13 protein-coding genes are annotated in these 15,975 nt (G+C 37.5%); 5 read left to right on the forward strand and 8 right to left on the reverse strand.

From position 1 onward, the window contains the following. Nucleotides 1–2 precede the first annotated feature (2 nt). From LJC66_RS26405 to LJC66_RS26425, 5 genes are read left to right on the forward strand one after another with little or no spacing between them, the layout of a single operon-like run. Complete coding sequence (locus LJC66_RS26405; RefSeq protein WP_230933825.1) at nt 3–1,721, forward strand: DUF6020 family protein; 1,719 nt, start codon at nt 3–5, stop codon at nt 1,719–1,721. Next, nucleotides 1,721–2,056, forward strand: a complete 336-nt coding sequence (locus tag LJC66_RS26410; protein WP_013059873.1) for an EamA family transporter — start codon at nt 1,721–1,723, stop codon at nt 2,054–2,056. The genes LJC66_RS26405 and LJC66_RS26410 overlap by 1 nt, the downstream gene beginning before the upstream one ends. After that, nucleotides 2,049–2,381: an EamA family transporter gene (locus tag LJC66_RS26415; protein ID WP_016765961.1), complete on the forward strand. Its 333-nt coding sequence runs from the start codon at nt 2,049–2,051 to the stop codon at nt 2,379–2,381. Before LJC66_RS26410 ends, LJC66_RS26415 begins: the two co-directional genes overlap by 8 nt. A gap of 30 nt (nt 2,382–2,411) precedes the next feature. Next, entirely contained in the window at nt 2,412–3,914 is a 1,503-nt protein-coding gene (gene murJ, locus LJC66_RS26420) for a murein biosynthesis integral membrane protein MurJ (RefSeq protein ID WP_050690824.1), read from the forward strand. 25 nt (nt 3,915–3,939) lie between these two features. Beyond that, nucleotides 3,940–5,316: an O-antigen ligase family protein gene (locus tag LJC66_RS26425; protein ID WP_195695654.1), complete on the forward strand. Its 1,377-nt coding sequence runs from the start codon at nt 3,940–3,942 to the stop codon at nt 5,314–5,316. A gap of 27 nt (nt 5,317–5,343) precedes the next feature. Here the strand turns inward: LJC66_RS26425 and LJC66_RS26430 are convergent, their stop codons facing one another. From LJC66_RS26430 to LJC66_RS26465, 8 genes are all read right to left on the reverse strand, one after another. Continuing rightward, nucleotides 5,344–7,143, reverse strand: coding sequence for a cation:proton antiporter (locus LJC66_RS26430; RefSeq protein WP_230933826.1), 1,800 nt, complete (start codon nt 7,141–7,143; stop codon nt 5,344–5,346). Nucleotides 7,144–7,369: 226 nt separating this feature from the next. Next, nucleotides 7,370–9,118, reverse strand: coding sequence for a thiol reductant ABC exporter subunit CydC (gene cydC, locus LJC66_RS26435; protein WP_230933827.1), 1,749 nt, complete (start codon nt 9,116–9,118; stop codon nt 7,370–7,372). Continuing rightward, nucleotides 9,115–10,827: a thiol reductant ABC exporter subunit CydD gene (gene cydD / locus LJC66_RS26440; RefSeq protein ID WP_230933828.1), complete on the reverse strand. Its 1,713-nt coding sequence runs from the start codon at nt 10,825–10,827 to the stop codon at nt 9,115–9,117. Before cydD ends, cydC begins: the two co-directional genes overlap by 4 nt. Then, complete coding sequence (gene cydB / locus LJC66_RS26445; RefSeq protein WP_043977563.1) at nt 10,827–11,843, reverse strand: cytochrome d ubiquinol oxidase subunit II; 1,017 nt, start codon at nt 11,841–11,843, stop codon at nt 10,827–10,829. The genes cydD and cydB overlap by 1 nt, the downstream gene beginning before the upstream one ends. Further along, nucleotides 11,830–13,236 carry a cytochrome ubiquinol oxidase subunit I gene (locus LJC66_RS26450; RefSeq protein WP_195695651.1) on the reverse strand — a complete coding sequence of 469 codons (1,407 nt, stop codon included), beginning with the start codon at nt 13,234–13,236 and terminating at the stop codon, nt 11,830–11,832. Before LJC66_RS26450 ends, cydB begins: the two co-directional genes overlap by 14 nt. Before the next feature lie 302 nt (nt 13,237–13,538). Beyond that, the gene (locus LJC66_RS26455; RefSeq protein WP_013059882.1) at nt 13,539–13,994 is read right to left on the reverse strand and encodes a threonine/serine exporter family protein; all 456 of its coding nucleotides are present in this window, start codon (nt 13,992–13,994) and stop codon (nt 13,539–13,541) included. 14 nt (nt 13,995–14,008) lie between these two features. Beyond that, nucleotides 14,009–14,770, reverse strand: coding sequence for a threonine/serine exporter family protein (locus LJC66_RS26460; protein ID WP_013085528.1), 762 nt, complete (start codon nt 14,768–14,770; stop codon nt 14,009–14,011). A 144-nt stretch (nt 14,771–14,914) separates the two neighbouring features. Then, nucleotides 14,915–15,925: a LacI family DNA-binding transcriptional regulator gene (locus tag LJC66_RS26465; RefSeq protein WP_230933829.1), complete on the reverse strand. Its 1,011-nt coding sequence runs from the start codon at nt 15,923–15,925 to the stop codon at nt 14,915–14,917. Nucleotides 15,926–15,975: the final 50 nt, after the last annotated feature.

Here is a 15,975-nt window from a genome sequence, read left to right on the forward strand (position 1 = left end):
CAATGATGAAGAATAAAAAAAGTATTTTACTGCTTACAGTAACGGCTTTAATTATTCTTATCGGTTTAAGTATTGGTAATCCAGACGGTGTTCACTATCTTTCCCTTTTTGCTGCACTTGTATTTACCATCATAAGCTCTATTTTTATTTATAAAAATAGAGCTTATGCTTCATTTAAACCGCTAGAATGGCTATTGCTGATTGTTTTTTCGTTTATCGTACAGTTTTCATTTTTAGATAACTTACATATGACGAGCTCAACTATTTTTTCACTCGTTTTGTATGCCATCAGCCGTACTTTATTAGCAATGCTGCTGACGGCCGCTGTACTCAGCGCTATCAAACAGATAAACGATTTTCACTATACATTTGCATACCCAAAGCGTTACCTAGGAATTGTTGCGATTCTTATTTTAGCTGTTAGTCTATACTACTGGTTCGCCTTTTTCCCAGCGGCCATGACTCCCGATTCATTAGCACAGTGGAGACAGGCACATAACGGAGAATTTAACGATTGGCACCCTATTATGATTACGTGGCTCATTATGCTGCTGACAAAAATATGGGATAATCCAGGCATTGTAGCGTTCACACAAATTGTTGTTGTAGTGAGCATATACGCCTATACGTTTGACTTTTTCATTAAACGCAAAGCACATCCTGTTATGATTGGACTTTTAACAGCTATTATTGTCATTATTCCAAGCTTTTTAATCTTTTCAATTATTATTTGGAAAGACATTTTATACAGTGCTTTTCTGCTGTTTTTTACGGTGAACATTGCAAAAATTTATCTGTCAAAAGGTGCTTGGGTTAAAAGTAAAGCGAGCTTTTTCTTACTTTTACTTTCGGCATTTGGAGTAGCTTTCTTTAGACATAATGGTTTTCCTGTATTTGTTTTGACTTTCCTTTTAATGATCGTCTTGTTCAGAAAAAATTGGAAACCTCTTGTCACGATTTTCTTAGTCGTCTTTATTTTACAAAAGATTGTTACAGGCCCTGTGTTCACGTGGCTTGATGTAAAACCTTCAGATCCAAATGAAGCTTTGTCTATTCCAACTCAACAAATTGCAAATATCATTTCAAATGATGGGGAAATGTCAAAAGAAGAGCGCGAATATTTTAATAAAGTGCTTCCTATTGAATTGTGGAAAGAAAAGTATAATCCATACAAAAGTGATCCAATTAAATTCACGTGGAAATACTACGACCGCGAATTTATTTTTAATGATTTAGGTCTTTACTTTAAGAACTATGCTAGCATTGTTATCAAAAATCCTTATCTCGCAACGGAAGGCTTTCTCAAACAAACGGCTTTAGTATGGCAAATCAACCCTTTTAAAGATGGCTACACGGATACGTATGTAACCAACATTTATTACGGCAATGATTTAGGTCTTAAAAATAAAGTAATCGAGCCGTTTATTACACATACTGCTAATGCTTACTTAGCTATTTTTAAGCACCCTGTTTTTACATTCTTATGGAAACCAGCTTTTTATCACTGTGTCATTTTATTATTTTCATTAATGCTAGTGATTCGAAGAGGAATTACGTCACTCATTATCGTCATTCCGTGGGCTCTTAACACGCTTTCTGTTCTTGCAGCATTGCCGGCTCAAGATTTCCGATATTTATTAGCAAGCGTATTTGTGTCTTTCTTCTTTATTGGTCTTCCTTTTATCCGATTTGATCAGAAAGAAAGGGATGTGACCTCCTGATGGAGAGCAATTACAACAAAAAGCTAGGAATCACACTCATTATCGTGGCTTCCCTGTTTACAGCTGTTGGACAACTTTTTTGGAAGTTGTCCGAAGCTTCATTTAACTTAAATTTAATTATTGGTTTTTTTCTTTATGGATTAGGAGCGGTTTTTATGATTGCCGCTTTTAAATTTGAAAGAGTTTCCTTACTTCATCCATTTTTAAGCCTAGGATACGTAATCAGCATTGCTCTTGGTTTCTTTCTATTAAATGAAACCATTAGCCCTATGAAGCTGGTCGGTACTCTTATTATTATCGTAGGTGTAATTTTAGTAGGTGGTCAAGATGAATAGTATCCCGCTTTTACTTATTATGACTCTTTTAGGTTCAGTTGGAGCTGTCTTTTTCAAGTATATTTCTACGTATTTAAATGAAAAAAAGATAAAGCTAGCGCTTATTTGCTTTGTAGGTGGCGGCCTTTTTTACGGGGCGGCAGCTTTGCTTAATGTGTATGTTTTAACGCTGTTACCTTATTCTATTGTATTTCCGCTCACGTCTATTACGTATATTTGGACATTAACATTCGGTTACTTTTTAATTAAAGAAAAAGTTACAACAAAACAAGTTATCGGCTGTATTCTTTTAATTGTCGGATGCTTCTTTATTGCTAATAGTTGATGAGATAACTTGAAAAGGTAGGAGTTTCGCATGAAAAACTTAAAATTCGCGAGCATTTTACTGCTCATATCAACATTATTTTTGAAATTTTCTAGTATGATTCGTGATTTAGTTATTGCTAACTATTTCGGTACAAGTTATATTGTCGATTCATACAACGCAGCAATGATCATTCCAAACGCTTTTATTTTATTTATGTTAACGGGGATGAAGGATGCGTTTATTCCTAGTTATTTACGTTATGAAAAAGAAAATAAAGGAAAGGTTCATTTGACTAATATTGTTAAATCAACCTTTCTTATTTGTTTCATTATTTCGGTTCTCGGATCAATTGCCGCTTTCTTTTACTTTCCCGCTTCGTACTCTAATTTTTCCAAAGCAGCAATTGAACTAGGAATTTATACGGGCGTTATGTACTTTTTATCTCTTTCACTAGTTGGAGTGAATGCCGTATACGAAGGTGTATTTGATGCACGAAGTCAATATTCTTTCTCCGTGTTTTCTCAAACGGTTGTTGTACTATTTACGATTTTAAGTACAATCCTATTACATTCAATCATGGGCGGCTATGCAATTGCTCTTGGCTATTTTATAGGAACAATTGCTTCTTTCTTAATTAAAGTTGTCTATTTTAAACCGCAGCATCTGCTGTTATGGAAGCAAAAAATTGACCGTGATGAAGTAGTGGCTTTTTATAAAGTATTCATCCCTGTCGGTGTGACCATTATGGTCGGTCAAATTAATTTAACTGTAAACTTCTTCTTTGCTGGCTCCTTTGGTGAAGGTGTTATTTCATATTTAAATTACGCCTTCAGACTTGTAAGTATTCCCCAGGCAATATTCGGGGTTACGGTCGCAACTATTATTTATCCGCTGATTGCAAGAGCCATTTCTGAAAAAGATGAAGAACGCTTTAAATCAGGAATTGAAAAAGGGATTACGTTTATGCTGATGCTGCTGATTCCGACGATTGTTATTATGATCTTTTATATGAAAGACATTGTAATGATTGCTTATCAGCGCGGTGCATTTGACGCAAATTCGACGTTAAAAACAACAGATGTATCTTATTATTACCTAGGTTCAGTGTTTTTCTATTCGCTGCAAGCTGTTCTTGCAAAAGGATTTTATTCTCTTCAAAAAGGTTATCTTATTATGAGAGCAGGCTTATTATCCATTGTGTTAAACATCATCTTTAACATGATTTTCACTAAATTTATGGGATACCAAGGATTAGCACTTTCCATGTCAGTGGTTGCCTTTTTCTATACGGCCATCGTATTCGTTATGCTGGCAAAACAAATCAATCACTTCCATTACGGATATCTAGTGAAAGAAACAGGAAAAATTCTTTTAGCTTCCGTACCTGTTGCTATCCTCATGTTCTTCTTGAAGGACATCGCATTTTTGAATTCATTACATGTTATCTTACGATTTGGTATTGTCTGTCTTGCAGGTGGTTTAGTATACTTAATGTCGACGCTATTATGCAGAGTAGAAGGTGTTATGCTTTTAGTTAAAAGAAAACGTTAATTCACGTAAAACAGGAGAGTACTATATGAAGAACACATACTGGTTATTTTTTCTGTTCGTTGGTTTTATTTCAATTCAGCCAATTATTGATATGCTAACGACGTACATGGTTTTGAACATGGATAGTGGTCTCTCAATTGGGGTTGTTATTCGCTTTCTATATATGATTTTTGCAGGTGTCCTACTTTTAGTGTTTGCCAAACAATCAAAATGGGCTAGATATTCGATTATCTACCTTATTGTTTTTGCACTCTTTCTTGGACTCAATATCTACTTAAATCATCAATGGAAAGATCCTTATTATATTGGGCAAGAAATTAAATTTTTCAATAAGGTTGTTTATATGAACGTTACATTACTTGGAATGATTGTGATGTTTTCACATTATCGATCGTCTTTGGATGTAAAAAGAATACTGAGCAAAAACTTATTGACTGCTTCACTCATCATCAGTATTGTTTTTATCGGTACAATGCTAACAGGTACAGCACTAGAGAGTTATCAGTATAATAAAATTGGATTCAAAGGCTGGTTTTATGCAGCGAATGAGCTAGGGGCAACCATTGCTATTTTGCTTCCTCTCACACTGCTTTTAGCTTTAGATAAAGTACGTTCGTTTTCAAAAGCTTATTACTGGATTCCTTTTATCTTGTTAGCCGTTTCATCCATCATGCTTGGAACGAAAGTAGGCTTAGGTGCCGTTATTCTTTCTTTAGTTGTAGCAACAGTTGTCTTATTTGCAAAATTATTTACGAATAAACGCAGCTTAATTAAAGCCAACTTAGTAATCTCAATTCTGCTTTTAATTGTAACCGGAGCAACCACTCCGATTTCTCCAGCTTATAAAAACACATATACGCACATCGATATGTTAGAGGCTAAAAAAGAGAAAACAAAGCAAGAGAAGCCGGAAAAGAAAGAAAAAGAAAAGCCGGCTAAAAAGAAAAAACAAAAGAAATCAAATTTAGATGACAAAGATATTCAAAATCTGATTCTAAGCAGCCGTGAGCAATTTTTAGCTCATCATAAGGAAGAGTATGCAAAAGCACCTATTGCACGAAAAATGATAGGTATGGGCTTTTCTGGTGACTATACAAAACAGCTTCCGCCAAAGATGATTGAAATGGATTTTTATGATCTGTTTTTCTCTTTAGGTATTATCGGATTTTTACTATGGGTTCTTCCACTTCTAGTAGTTGGTTTAACCGTGTTGCTTCGATTATTTAAAGAACCATCACAGCTTCTTGATGAAAGCTTTATGATGTACAGTACAGCAATTGTATTAGCTCTTGGAATTGCTTTTGTAGCTGGGCATGTCTTCACGGCACCAGCCGTTACTATCTATTTTGCAGCAGCTGCTGCTTATCTGTTCGTCATTCATTTTAAACAAAGACAAGCATAAAAAACAGGCCATTGAAGGCCTGTTTTTTTATCTTTTTAATGGCTGAAGGCTTAACACCGTATCACCCGCATTAACGTTTATTTCTTGATCATGAGCAAAAAAGCTCAGTGCCTTTCCTTGCTTGCTCACTGCTAGTAAAAGAGAATCATCGCTTTTCTCCTCAAGATATGTTTCATACGTATATTCATCCGTAATTTTTGTATTGTAAATCGTATATCCATGCTCCATTTTATGATGCAGAAACTCCCACGTAATTCCTTTCTTAAAAAGCATGCGTCCTCTTACTGTGTGCATAATTTCATCGACATCTTCTCTTGAATCTTCTTGGTCACGAATACTCAATTGAAAAACATTGTTTCGCCCCATATCTTGAAGAAAAGCAGTACAAACAAGCGCATTATATGCATCTAACTCAGTTGCAGCAATCACGTATTCATAAGGAGTTAAATCTAGATGATATTCCGTTTGCTCAGCTAGAACTTCTCCGTGATACACATCTACTTCCGCTCTGCGCGCAACTCTTAACCGCTCCCACGAAGAATCAGCAACTAACACTGGATAGCCCAGCTGTTTTAACTTGGAAGCAAAGGCAACCGTAAAATCATTGCTTCCTACAAGCAAAATACCAGGTTCTTCCCCAATTGATAAATCAAGCTTCTTAGCTAGCCATGAAAGGGAAAAACCGTGTACACAAACCGTAGCAAACACTAAAGCAAATGTCAGCGTTGTTAGAATGGAAGCATCTTTAAATCCTTCATCAATTAGTACTTTCGCAAAGTAGCTTGAGACCGTTAACGCTACAATGCCACGCGGGGCAATCCAGCCAATCAGTATTTTTTCTTTTATAGATAAATCTGTCCCTACCGTTGATAAAAAGATGGAGACAGGTCTGACAATAAACAGCATAAGTAAAACAAACAAAATAATATTCCAATGAAAAATTTCAGTAATGGTCTTCATCGTCAGTCCAGCCGTTAACATGATAAAAATAGTAGAAGTCAATAGAACCGAAATATTCTCTTTAAAATGTCGCATATCACTAATAGATGAAATATGCATATTAGCAAGGGTAATTCCCATCGCTGTTACTGCTAGAAGACCCGTTTCATGCTTAATTTCATCAGCTATCGTAAAGCAGGCAATAACAACAATAAATACGACCGGAGATTTTAAATACTCTGGAATATGCCCCTTTTGAAACATCCATCCTATTCCGCGGCCAAGAAGCCACCCTATTAAAACAGCAATGATAGAAGCTGCAAAGAAAAAGAGAATTGTTTTTCCACTCACTTCTCTCAGCACTAAAAATTGAACAATTTCAAACGAAAAAACGGCCAGCAGTGCACCAAATGGATCAACAATAATACCTTCCCATTTTAAAATCGCTGCTGGTTTTGGTTTTAATTTAGCTTGTCGTAAAAGAGGTAAAATCACGGTTGGACCCGTCACAATAAAAAGCCCTCCGATAACAATTGCCACCGCCCATGATAAATCCGCTATGTAATGAGCAGCTAAAGAGCCTAAAATCCAAGCTAGCATGGCTCCGAGCGTCACAATGCGAAACACGGGCTTTTCGATTCCCCTTACCTCTCTCATGTCTAAATTCAAGCTGCCTTCAAATAAAATAACAGCTACAGCAATCGACACAAAAGGATCAAAAAGCTGGGCAAACTGTGCTTTAGGATCAATTAAACCTAAAATAGGGCCTGTTAGCAGTCCGATAATTGACATCACGACAATTGCTGGTAACTTAAATCTCCAAGCCAGCCACTGAGATAGAACGCCTAGTCCCACTACGAGCGTGATATGTATAAGCATAGGTTCCATTGTATCTTCCTTCTCTCGTTCGCATAATGTGTATATATTTTCCCTAAAATAAACCGATGTTATACAGGAAGAAACAAACACTACCTTGTTTTACCACTTTTTCAAAAATGCTAAACGCATACTCTTTTCTTTGAATCCAAGCTGTTTTCTTTCATTCGACACATATTTTACTCATGTTTGTCGAATTTCACTTTATTATCAAATAATAAAAAGCCTTTAGCTTCTGCTAAAGGCTTTTTGCCGGATGATCCAATTCATATAGCTTTTGATAGTGACTGTTCGTCGCAAGCAATTCGTCATGCGTTCCTCGAATGGCTATCTTACCATCTTGCAAAAATAAGATTTCATCCATTTTTTCCATCCCAACTAAATTATGCGTAACCCATATTAAGGTTTTGTCTTGAAGAGTTTCAAAGATAGTGGATAACAAGCGCTTTTCAGTCATAGCATCCAACCCTGCAGTTGGCTCATCTAGCATAACAATTGGCGTATGCTGAAGCAGAACGCGTGCTAACGCAATCCGCTGACGTTCTCCTCCCGAGAAGCGCTGACCTGTTTCGAGCATCGGCGTTTGATATCCTTGGTGCAAACCTTCCACAAGGGAGTGCATATTCACTTGCTTCATGGCCTCAATTACTTCTTCTTTTGTGGCCTCTTCATTAGCTAGTAATAAATTGTTGGCTACGCTTGTATTAAATAAATAAGGATTTTGATTTAATACAGAGATGAGTTTTGGTACATCTTCACGAACTTCAGCAACAGACTGACCGTTTAGTTGAACTGTGCCTTCTGTAGGTGCTAAGGAGCCTTGCAGCAACTTTAATAGAGTCGATTTTCCAGCTCCACTCTTGCCAAGAATCGCAATTTTTTTCCCTTGCTCGACTTGAAATGAAAGATCATGAATTACTGACTCCTCCTCATTACTATAGCGAAAACTTACATGCTCAACTTTTAATCTAACCGAATTCCATGAACCTTCATAAGGTAGAGAAAGAGTATGTTTTTTCTTTTCATTCACATCTTCCCAGTTCTTTTCCATTGCCTGTACTCTATTTAATGATTCTTCAAACTGAGGAATCTTTTCTACCGCATTAGCTACTGGCAGCAGCGCTTCAGATAAAGGAAATACTACTAAAATAAAAGCAGCAATAAACACACCTGCAAGCTCTTTATCTGCAAAAAGAGAAGCCCCAAACCAAATCATTGTGACAATTAAACCTGCTACAATAAGTTGTCCAAACAATTCTCGGTAATACGTCCATAGTTTAAGCTTGCGATCCATGCCGTCTAACTCATTTTCTGTTTTGTTATACGAATGAAAAAATGACTGCTGCTGACCGCTTAACACCCAATCAGCCACTCCTAAAAAGCCGTCTGTGACCTTGGCATATAACTGTGCTTTGCTTGATTTATATCGCTGATTGGCTGCCTTCATATGCCAAAGGGAAAAAAGCGGCATCACTACTACTAATAAAAATAAATAGATGGCAATCAAACATGCAAACTTTAGGCTAAAGAATCCTAAAGCTACAATCGAAATAACATATAAAATAACAGCTGAAATTGTTGGAAGAATGGTACGCAAGAACAAGTCTTGTAAACTTTCAATATCTTCCGCGAGAACGCCTAAAACATCTCCTGTTTGATAGCGAGATGTAGCAATTAACGGTTCAATCAAACGATAAAGACGTGTACGCATTTTAGCCAAAATACGAAGAATAAAATCGTGACTGACAAGACGCTCCGCATAACGGAATGAGGCTCGGCTTAAACCAAATGTACGCACAAGTACAATTGGAACATACACCAATAAAATCGTTTCTGGCCGTAAGGAAGAAGCTGAAATCAAATAACCTGACGTGAACATTAGCGCGCAAGCAGAACCAATCGTTAACATGCTTAGTAATAAGATAGAAAAGATACGATATTTATATGTTTTAAAGTAGGGCCATATCCAACTTTTATATTTCATCATATCTCCTCCTCTTCATGTAAAAATTGATAGTAAGCTCCTTTTTTTTGAATCAGTTCTTGATGATTACCGATTTCTGCAACCTTTCCGTCCTCTATTACAACAATGAGATCCATGTCTTTCATCCAATGCAGACGGTGCGTAGCTAAAATAAATAACTTCTCTTGGAACATCGTTAAAATATCTTGCTTTAATTCATATTCCGTTTCAATATCGACTTGTGCCGTTGGTTCGTCAAGCATAACAATAGGACGGTCGCTTAGAAATGCCCTTGCTAGAGCAATCCTTTGAGCTTGGCCGCCGCTAAGCTGCCGTCCCCCATCCCCTATCATTTCATTTTCCTTCTTAGGCATCTGTTGAACCGTTGATAAAAGTCCTGCTTTCGTTAAAGCATCTTGATAATCATATGAGCCGCCTCTGTCTTGATAAAATTCAATATTTTCTTTTACTGTTCCATTAAAAATAAATGGGTGCTGAGGAATATACGTAATCTGCTTTTGCCAAGCATCTGAGCGTAAATCAATTGGCACGCCGTTTACTTCAGCAGAACCTTCTGTAGATTGTACAAAGCCGCTGAGTATATCAATAAGCGTCGATTTTCCAGCTCCGCTTTTTCCGATGATTCCAATTTTCTTTATTCCTTTAACATGCAGTGACACATCTTCAAGAGAAGGCGGCTGCTCTTTGTCATATTTGACAGTAATATGACGTAATTGAAGTTCACTGCTTTCAGTCCAACTAGGAACAGCTTCTTTTTTAGCAGACGGTTTTTCAGCCCGCTTCACAATCTTAAGTAATGCATCTCCGGATTCTTTTCCGTCTAATGTTGCATGGTAATCGTTTCCGACTTCTCGTATCGGCAGGAAATATTCAGGCGCCAGCAATAAAATCATAAGTGCAGGTTCTAATGTCATAGACCCGTTCACCAGCCGCAAACCAAGCATAACAGCCACGATGGCTACAGATAACATCGTAAAGAAATCTAAAGCAAACGTAGATAAAAAAGCAATTCGGAGCGTTCCCATTGTCGCTTTTCGATAACGGTCACTGACTCTTTCAATCGTTTCAGCATGTTTCTTACTTTTCCCGAGAAATGTTAAAGTTTCTAACCCTCGAAGCGAATCTACAAAGTGGTTGGACAACACGTGATATGTCTCCCATTGGCTATCTATTTTTTTTTGTACAGCCAATCCAAGCAAAATCATAAATAAAATTAAAATTGGCATGGTCACAAGTAAAATAATGCCTGAAAGCCGATCATGGTACCAGACGAAAGCAAGCACTAGCCAAGGTGTAACGCTAATGGCGGCCAATTTAGGCAAAAACAGCTCGAGATAAGCGCGAAGCTTCTGTAGGCCTGTGGTGATGAGCGTCACCAAGTTTCCTGTTCCTTCATCTTTGGTAAAACGCGGTCCTAATGAAAAAATGCTTTGCATGACTATCAAACGAAGTTCCTGCGTCGTTTTGACTCCAAATTGATATGCTGTTTTTTTTACTATAAAACTTACGATCTGACGAATCATAAAGGCAGACAAAAACAATCCGATTGCTTTTGTCTGCGAAGTTAAACTTTCACCATGAAAAAGAGCGGTAATTACTTCGGCGAGCCACTTAGCTTGAAAAATAATGGCTACACTTTGAATAGTAATAAGCCCTATTAACACGGCAAGAACCATTTTTATTCCGTTGTAAACCATTAAATTTCTACCCATTAATACTCCATATGCTCCTTATGATCTACACGTTTTCTGAAAACGTAGTAGCTCCAAATTTGATAACCTAACACAAAAGGCAGTAATGCAATAGCAGCGTAAGACATAATTTTTAAGGAATAATTCCCTGATGCTGCATTATGAATCGTTAAACTATAGCTTTCATTGATTGAACTAACCAAAACGGTTGGAAACAATCCTGCAAATATAGAGGAAATTGATAAAATTAAAATTAAGCCAGACATAGCAAATGCCCATCCATCTTTTTTACGTGTAAGGAAAAATCCTGCTAGTAAATACACGAAAATACCGATGAAAAATGTATATAGCATCAAGCGGCTATGATTACTGAATAAATCTGTTTCAAAAAACGTCATGCCTGAAAAGATAAGAAGTAATAAGGCATTTATAGGCAAAAGCTTCATAGCGACCTTACGTGAACGATCTCTAATATCGTCCATCGTACGGATCGTGGCAAAAATAAGTCCGTGCCATAAGCAAAGCATTGTTAACGTAACGCCGCCTGTGATGGTATATAGATTAACAATATCCGAAAAGCCGGCATTCATTTGCATGTTGCGCTCAACAGGCAGTCCTTTCATTAGCGCTGAAAATAAGATACCAAAAATGAGCGGTGGAAAAAGACTTCCAAAGAAGATAACCCAATCCCATGCATTTTTCCACGCTTGTTTTTCAACTTTCCCTCGAAATTCAAATGCTACACCGCGGCCAATAAGCGAAAGCAAAAGAAGAACAAAAAGAACATATGACCCGCTTAATAGCGTTGCATACCAGTTTGGAAAAGCGGCAAACATAGCACCGATTGCTGAAATTAGCCAAACTTCATTTGCATCCCAAAAAGGACCGATTGTATTAATAAAAGCTCGTCGCTCTAAGTCGTTTCTTCCTAAAAAACGAGACACCATTCCAATCCCAAAATCAAAGCCTTCTAAAAAGATAAAACCAACAAACAGAATGGATACTAGTAAATACCAGAATTCATTAAGAGAAAACATTGTATCCCTCCTTTGTAAACGGATCAGTTGATGTTACTTTTGTGTGTGCTTCATGATCGTGATCTGGACCTTTTTTAATTTCTTTAACGAACAAGAACACCATAATCACAGCTAAAATTAAATAAAAGAACGAAAACGAGATAATAGAAAACAGCAATTCACCTGCTGTTACACCAGGAGACACGGCATCTTCCGTTTTCATATAGCCAAATACAACCCAAGGCTGACGGCCAATCTCTGTCATAATCCAACCTGCTGAGCTTCCAAGGAACGGAAAGGCAATGGCAATCGTCATAATACGTAAAAATAGTTTGCTTTCTTGAAGCTTTTTACGAGAAAGCAAGTACGTGCCCCAAATGCCTAATGCACATAATACGCCACCTAGACCAGCCATAATGCGGAAACTCCAAAATGTTGTCCGAACGGGTGGAATATAATTCCCTGCTCCATATTTCGCCGTATACTGCTCCTGCAGCTCATTCATCCCAGGAACGGAACCTGAAAATTTCCCGTATGATAAGAAGCTTAATAAATAAGGTATTTTGATTTCGCCCGTATTTTTCTTTTCATCGGGGTGAATATTTGCTGTTACCGTCCAAGCGCCTGGACTTCCGCTGTTTTCCCATAATCCTTCACTTGCGGCCATTTTCATGGGCTGTGTTTTAACTAAGTATCCAGCCTGTTCATGACCAGATAACGCAATTCCTACACCTGAAACTAACCCTACAATAATGGCAACTTGAAATGATTTTTTGGCAAAAGCCAAATGTTTTTTCTTCAAGAGCATAATGGCGCTGACACCCGTGATAAAAAAGGCGCCTGTTGCAAACGAACCTAAAATGGTATGAGGGAATTCAACCCACAGCTGACCGTTTGTTAACAATTTAAAGAAGTCATTCATTTCTAAACGTCCATTATTCAGCTCCATTCCAACCGGATGCTGCATAAAAGAATTAGCCGTTAAAATAAAGAACGCTGAAAAAATAGTACCTAGACTAACAAGCCAAATACATAGACAGTGCAGCCATTTAGGCAAACGATCCCACCCGAAAATCCACAGTCCAAGGAAAGTGGACTCCATAAAAAACGCTAGCAGTGCTTCAATAGCAAGCGGCGCACCGAATACATCTCCTACAAACCGTGAGTACTCTGACCAGTTCATGCCAAACTGAAATTCTTGTAAAATACCTGTTACGACTCCGACAGCAAAGTTAATCAGGAATAAGTGTCCCCAAAACTTTGCCATCTTTTTATACTGTTCATCTTTTTTTACTACGTACATCGTTTCCATGATCGCTACTAAAAAGACAAGACCGATAGATAGCGGTACAAAGATAAAATGAAACAGCGTCGTTGATGCAAATTGAATACGCGATAGTATAACTGTATCCATCTTCTTTCTCCTTTCATATATAAGAACATTCATCATTTCCATAGATACTTTGCTCATTTCTGAGTATCTTTTACTTACATTGTGAAATATTGAGCATAATAATTCGAGAGATATGCTCAGTGTTTCACATACATATGTAATATCTCTCTTTCTATTTACATAGTATAGTCTATTTTTTTAGCTGTGCACGTACATTTTTTGAACGTTTTTAGACTAAAACGTGACTTTCTTGTGACAAAAAAAGTGAAGGTTCTGTTTATTTTTTTCATAAAAAAAGCACGCTCTGATTTGAGCTTGCTTCTCTACGGTCGATATTTTGCTTTGGCATTTAATTTAGATTGACGAATGATTTGGTTGATGACTTCAGAAAACACAATACCAATGGCAATTGAACCTGAAATCATAAAGGCTTTCGCTGCAAGACTAATCGCTTCATTATAATTATTTTCTACAAAGTTACGCATGGCATCGTATGCTGTTCCTCCTGGAACTAGCGGAATAATACCTGCTACGGTGAAAATAATGATCGGCGTTCGGTAAATTTTTGCGTAAATTTGACTAATAATAGCAATAAAGAAGGCCGATGCAACTGTGCTTGGAATTTCATCTACGCCATAGAACGTTAGCAAATAGTAAATGAGCCAGCCAATCATTCCGACAAAGCCACTTTTTAATAATGATTCACGTGGAACATTAAAAATGATCCCAAATGCTGCTGAAGCAATAAAACTTGTAATTATCTGCTCTACGATATGCATATGATGCCTCCCTTCTATAGAAGCGTAAATACAATGGCAATACCTGCACCGATAGCGAATGCCGTCAGAAACGCTTCTGCTCCTTTTGATAATCCAGACAGTAAATGTCCCGCCATTAAATCTCGCACTGCATTGGTAATGGATAAGCCAGGAACGAGAGGCATAACGGATCCAATAATAATTTTATCAATTTGCGTGCCTAGTCCTGAAGCGACTAAGAGAGCTGATAAAAGTCCAATAACTAACGAAGCGGTAAACTCAGCAAAAAAGCGAATCGGAATAAGACGGTGGAAATACACCACGGTTAAAAATCCGAGACCTCCTGAAAACATGGCTGGAATAAAGTCCGTCCATAAACCTTGAAACATGATTAAAAAGCATCCGCTAGAAATGGATGCAGCTGCAAGTTGAACCCATAGTGGAAAAGCTACGTTCGTTGCTTCAATTTCTTGTAGCATTTCATACGCTTCCTCCAAGGAAATGTTTCCTTGACTGATTGTTCTTGAGACGCTATTTACCATGGTTACTTTTTTTAAATCGGTCGTTCGTTCGGAAATACGAATTAACTTCGTTTTCGTCGGTTCTTTCGTTTCAAGTGAAAACATAATCCCTGTTGGCGTCACATAGCTGTGGGATTTTTTTATACCGTAAGACGCTGCAATCCGCATCATTGTGTCTTCTACTCGATACGTTTCTGCTCCGCTTTCTAACATAATTTTACCTGCTAGTAAGCTAACGTCCATAATTTCATATTTATCTAATTTTTGTTGTGTCATCAAATCGCTCCAAACATATTAAAGCTTGGTTTTTTCCCCTACAGCATACAGTGTATAAGAAAGAGGGAAGTGGACGCAATGGTTAATGCAAAAAAGTGTGGACTTTTTGTCTCACACTTTCAGGAATAGTATATACATTCCTTATCAATTCATACGTTTTGTGGTCTCACGCTCTACTAATACAGGTGCCATTTTATACTGTATCTGATCTATTTCTTGCTGATCCTGAATTTGCTGAAGTAAGAGGTTTACTGCTTTTTCAGCCATTTTTTCCATCGGTTGACGGATAGTTGTTAGTGGAGGATGCGCTTCACTAGCTTCTGTAATATCATCAAACCCTATAACAGACAAATCTGCTGGAACGTGAAGCCCGTTTTGCCACGCACAGTGTATCACTTTCAGAGCGATGTAATCCGTAGCACAAATAAGCGCAGTTGGAGGATCTGGATGATGAGCTAGCTCATTTATAAACTGATATAGTTCATCTGAGTCATTCATATCTTCTTTCACAAACTTTGCGTTTGCTGACGGTACATACTGATAAAAAAGAGACAGACGGTACTCGACTCCACTTACAGCTTTTCCAACGAACCCTATATTCTTATGACCAAGGTCCGTTAAGTGAGCAACAGCTAATTGCATTCCCACCGCATCATCTACATGTACAATCGGCCAAAGTGCAGAAGAGGCGTCACCTGTAAGAGAAACGTAAGGCTTTTGATATTGTTTTAATACATCTACAAACGGATGCTGAGCAGCTACATAGTCTAATAAAATGACCCCATCAAACCAATGGTTCATCATAACATTTAATTGACGCTCAGCCGTTGTTTCTTCGTAATCCGTGTGTCCAATAAGAACGTCCATCCCTCGACTTTGGACTTGTTGCTGTACCTTTTTTAATAGTTCAATTAGAAACGGATCTTTTAAATCTCTAATCAATATGCCGATAATCCCTGTTTTTTGGGCCCGCAGAGCTGCCGCAAATGGATTCGTCTGATACCCTAAATGAGCTGCTGCTTTTAGTACTTTTTGTTTAGTTGTTTCACTAATTTTAATTTTACCGTCTTTATTATTGAAGATTCTTGATACCGTAGCTAATGAAACACCCGCTTCTTTTGCTACTTCTGTAATCGTGACTTTTTTTCTCCCCATTCGTACCGACTCCCATTTCCTTTTAGTCTATCGACCAAGTAAACATTTTT

It is taken from the genome of Priestia sp. TSO9 (genome assembly GCF_021029645.1).
Taxonomy (GTDB): domain Bacteria; phylum Bacillota; class Bacilli; order Bacillales; family Bacillaceae_H; genus Priestia; species Priestia megaterium_E.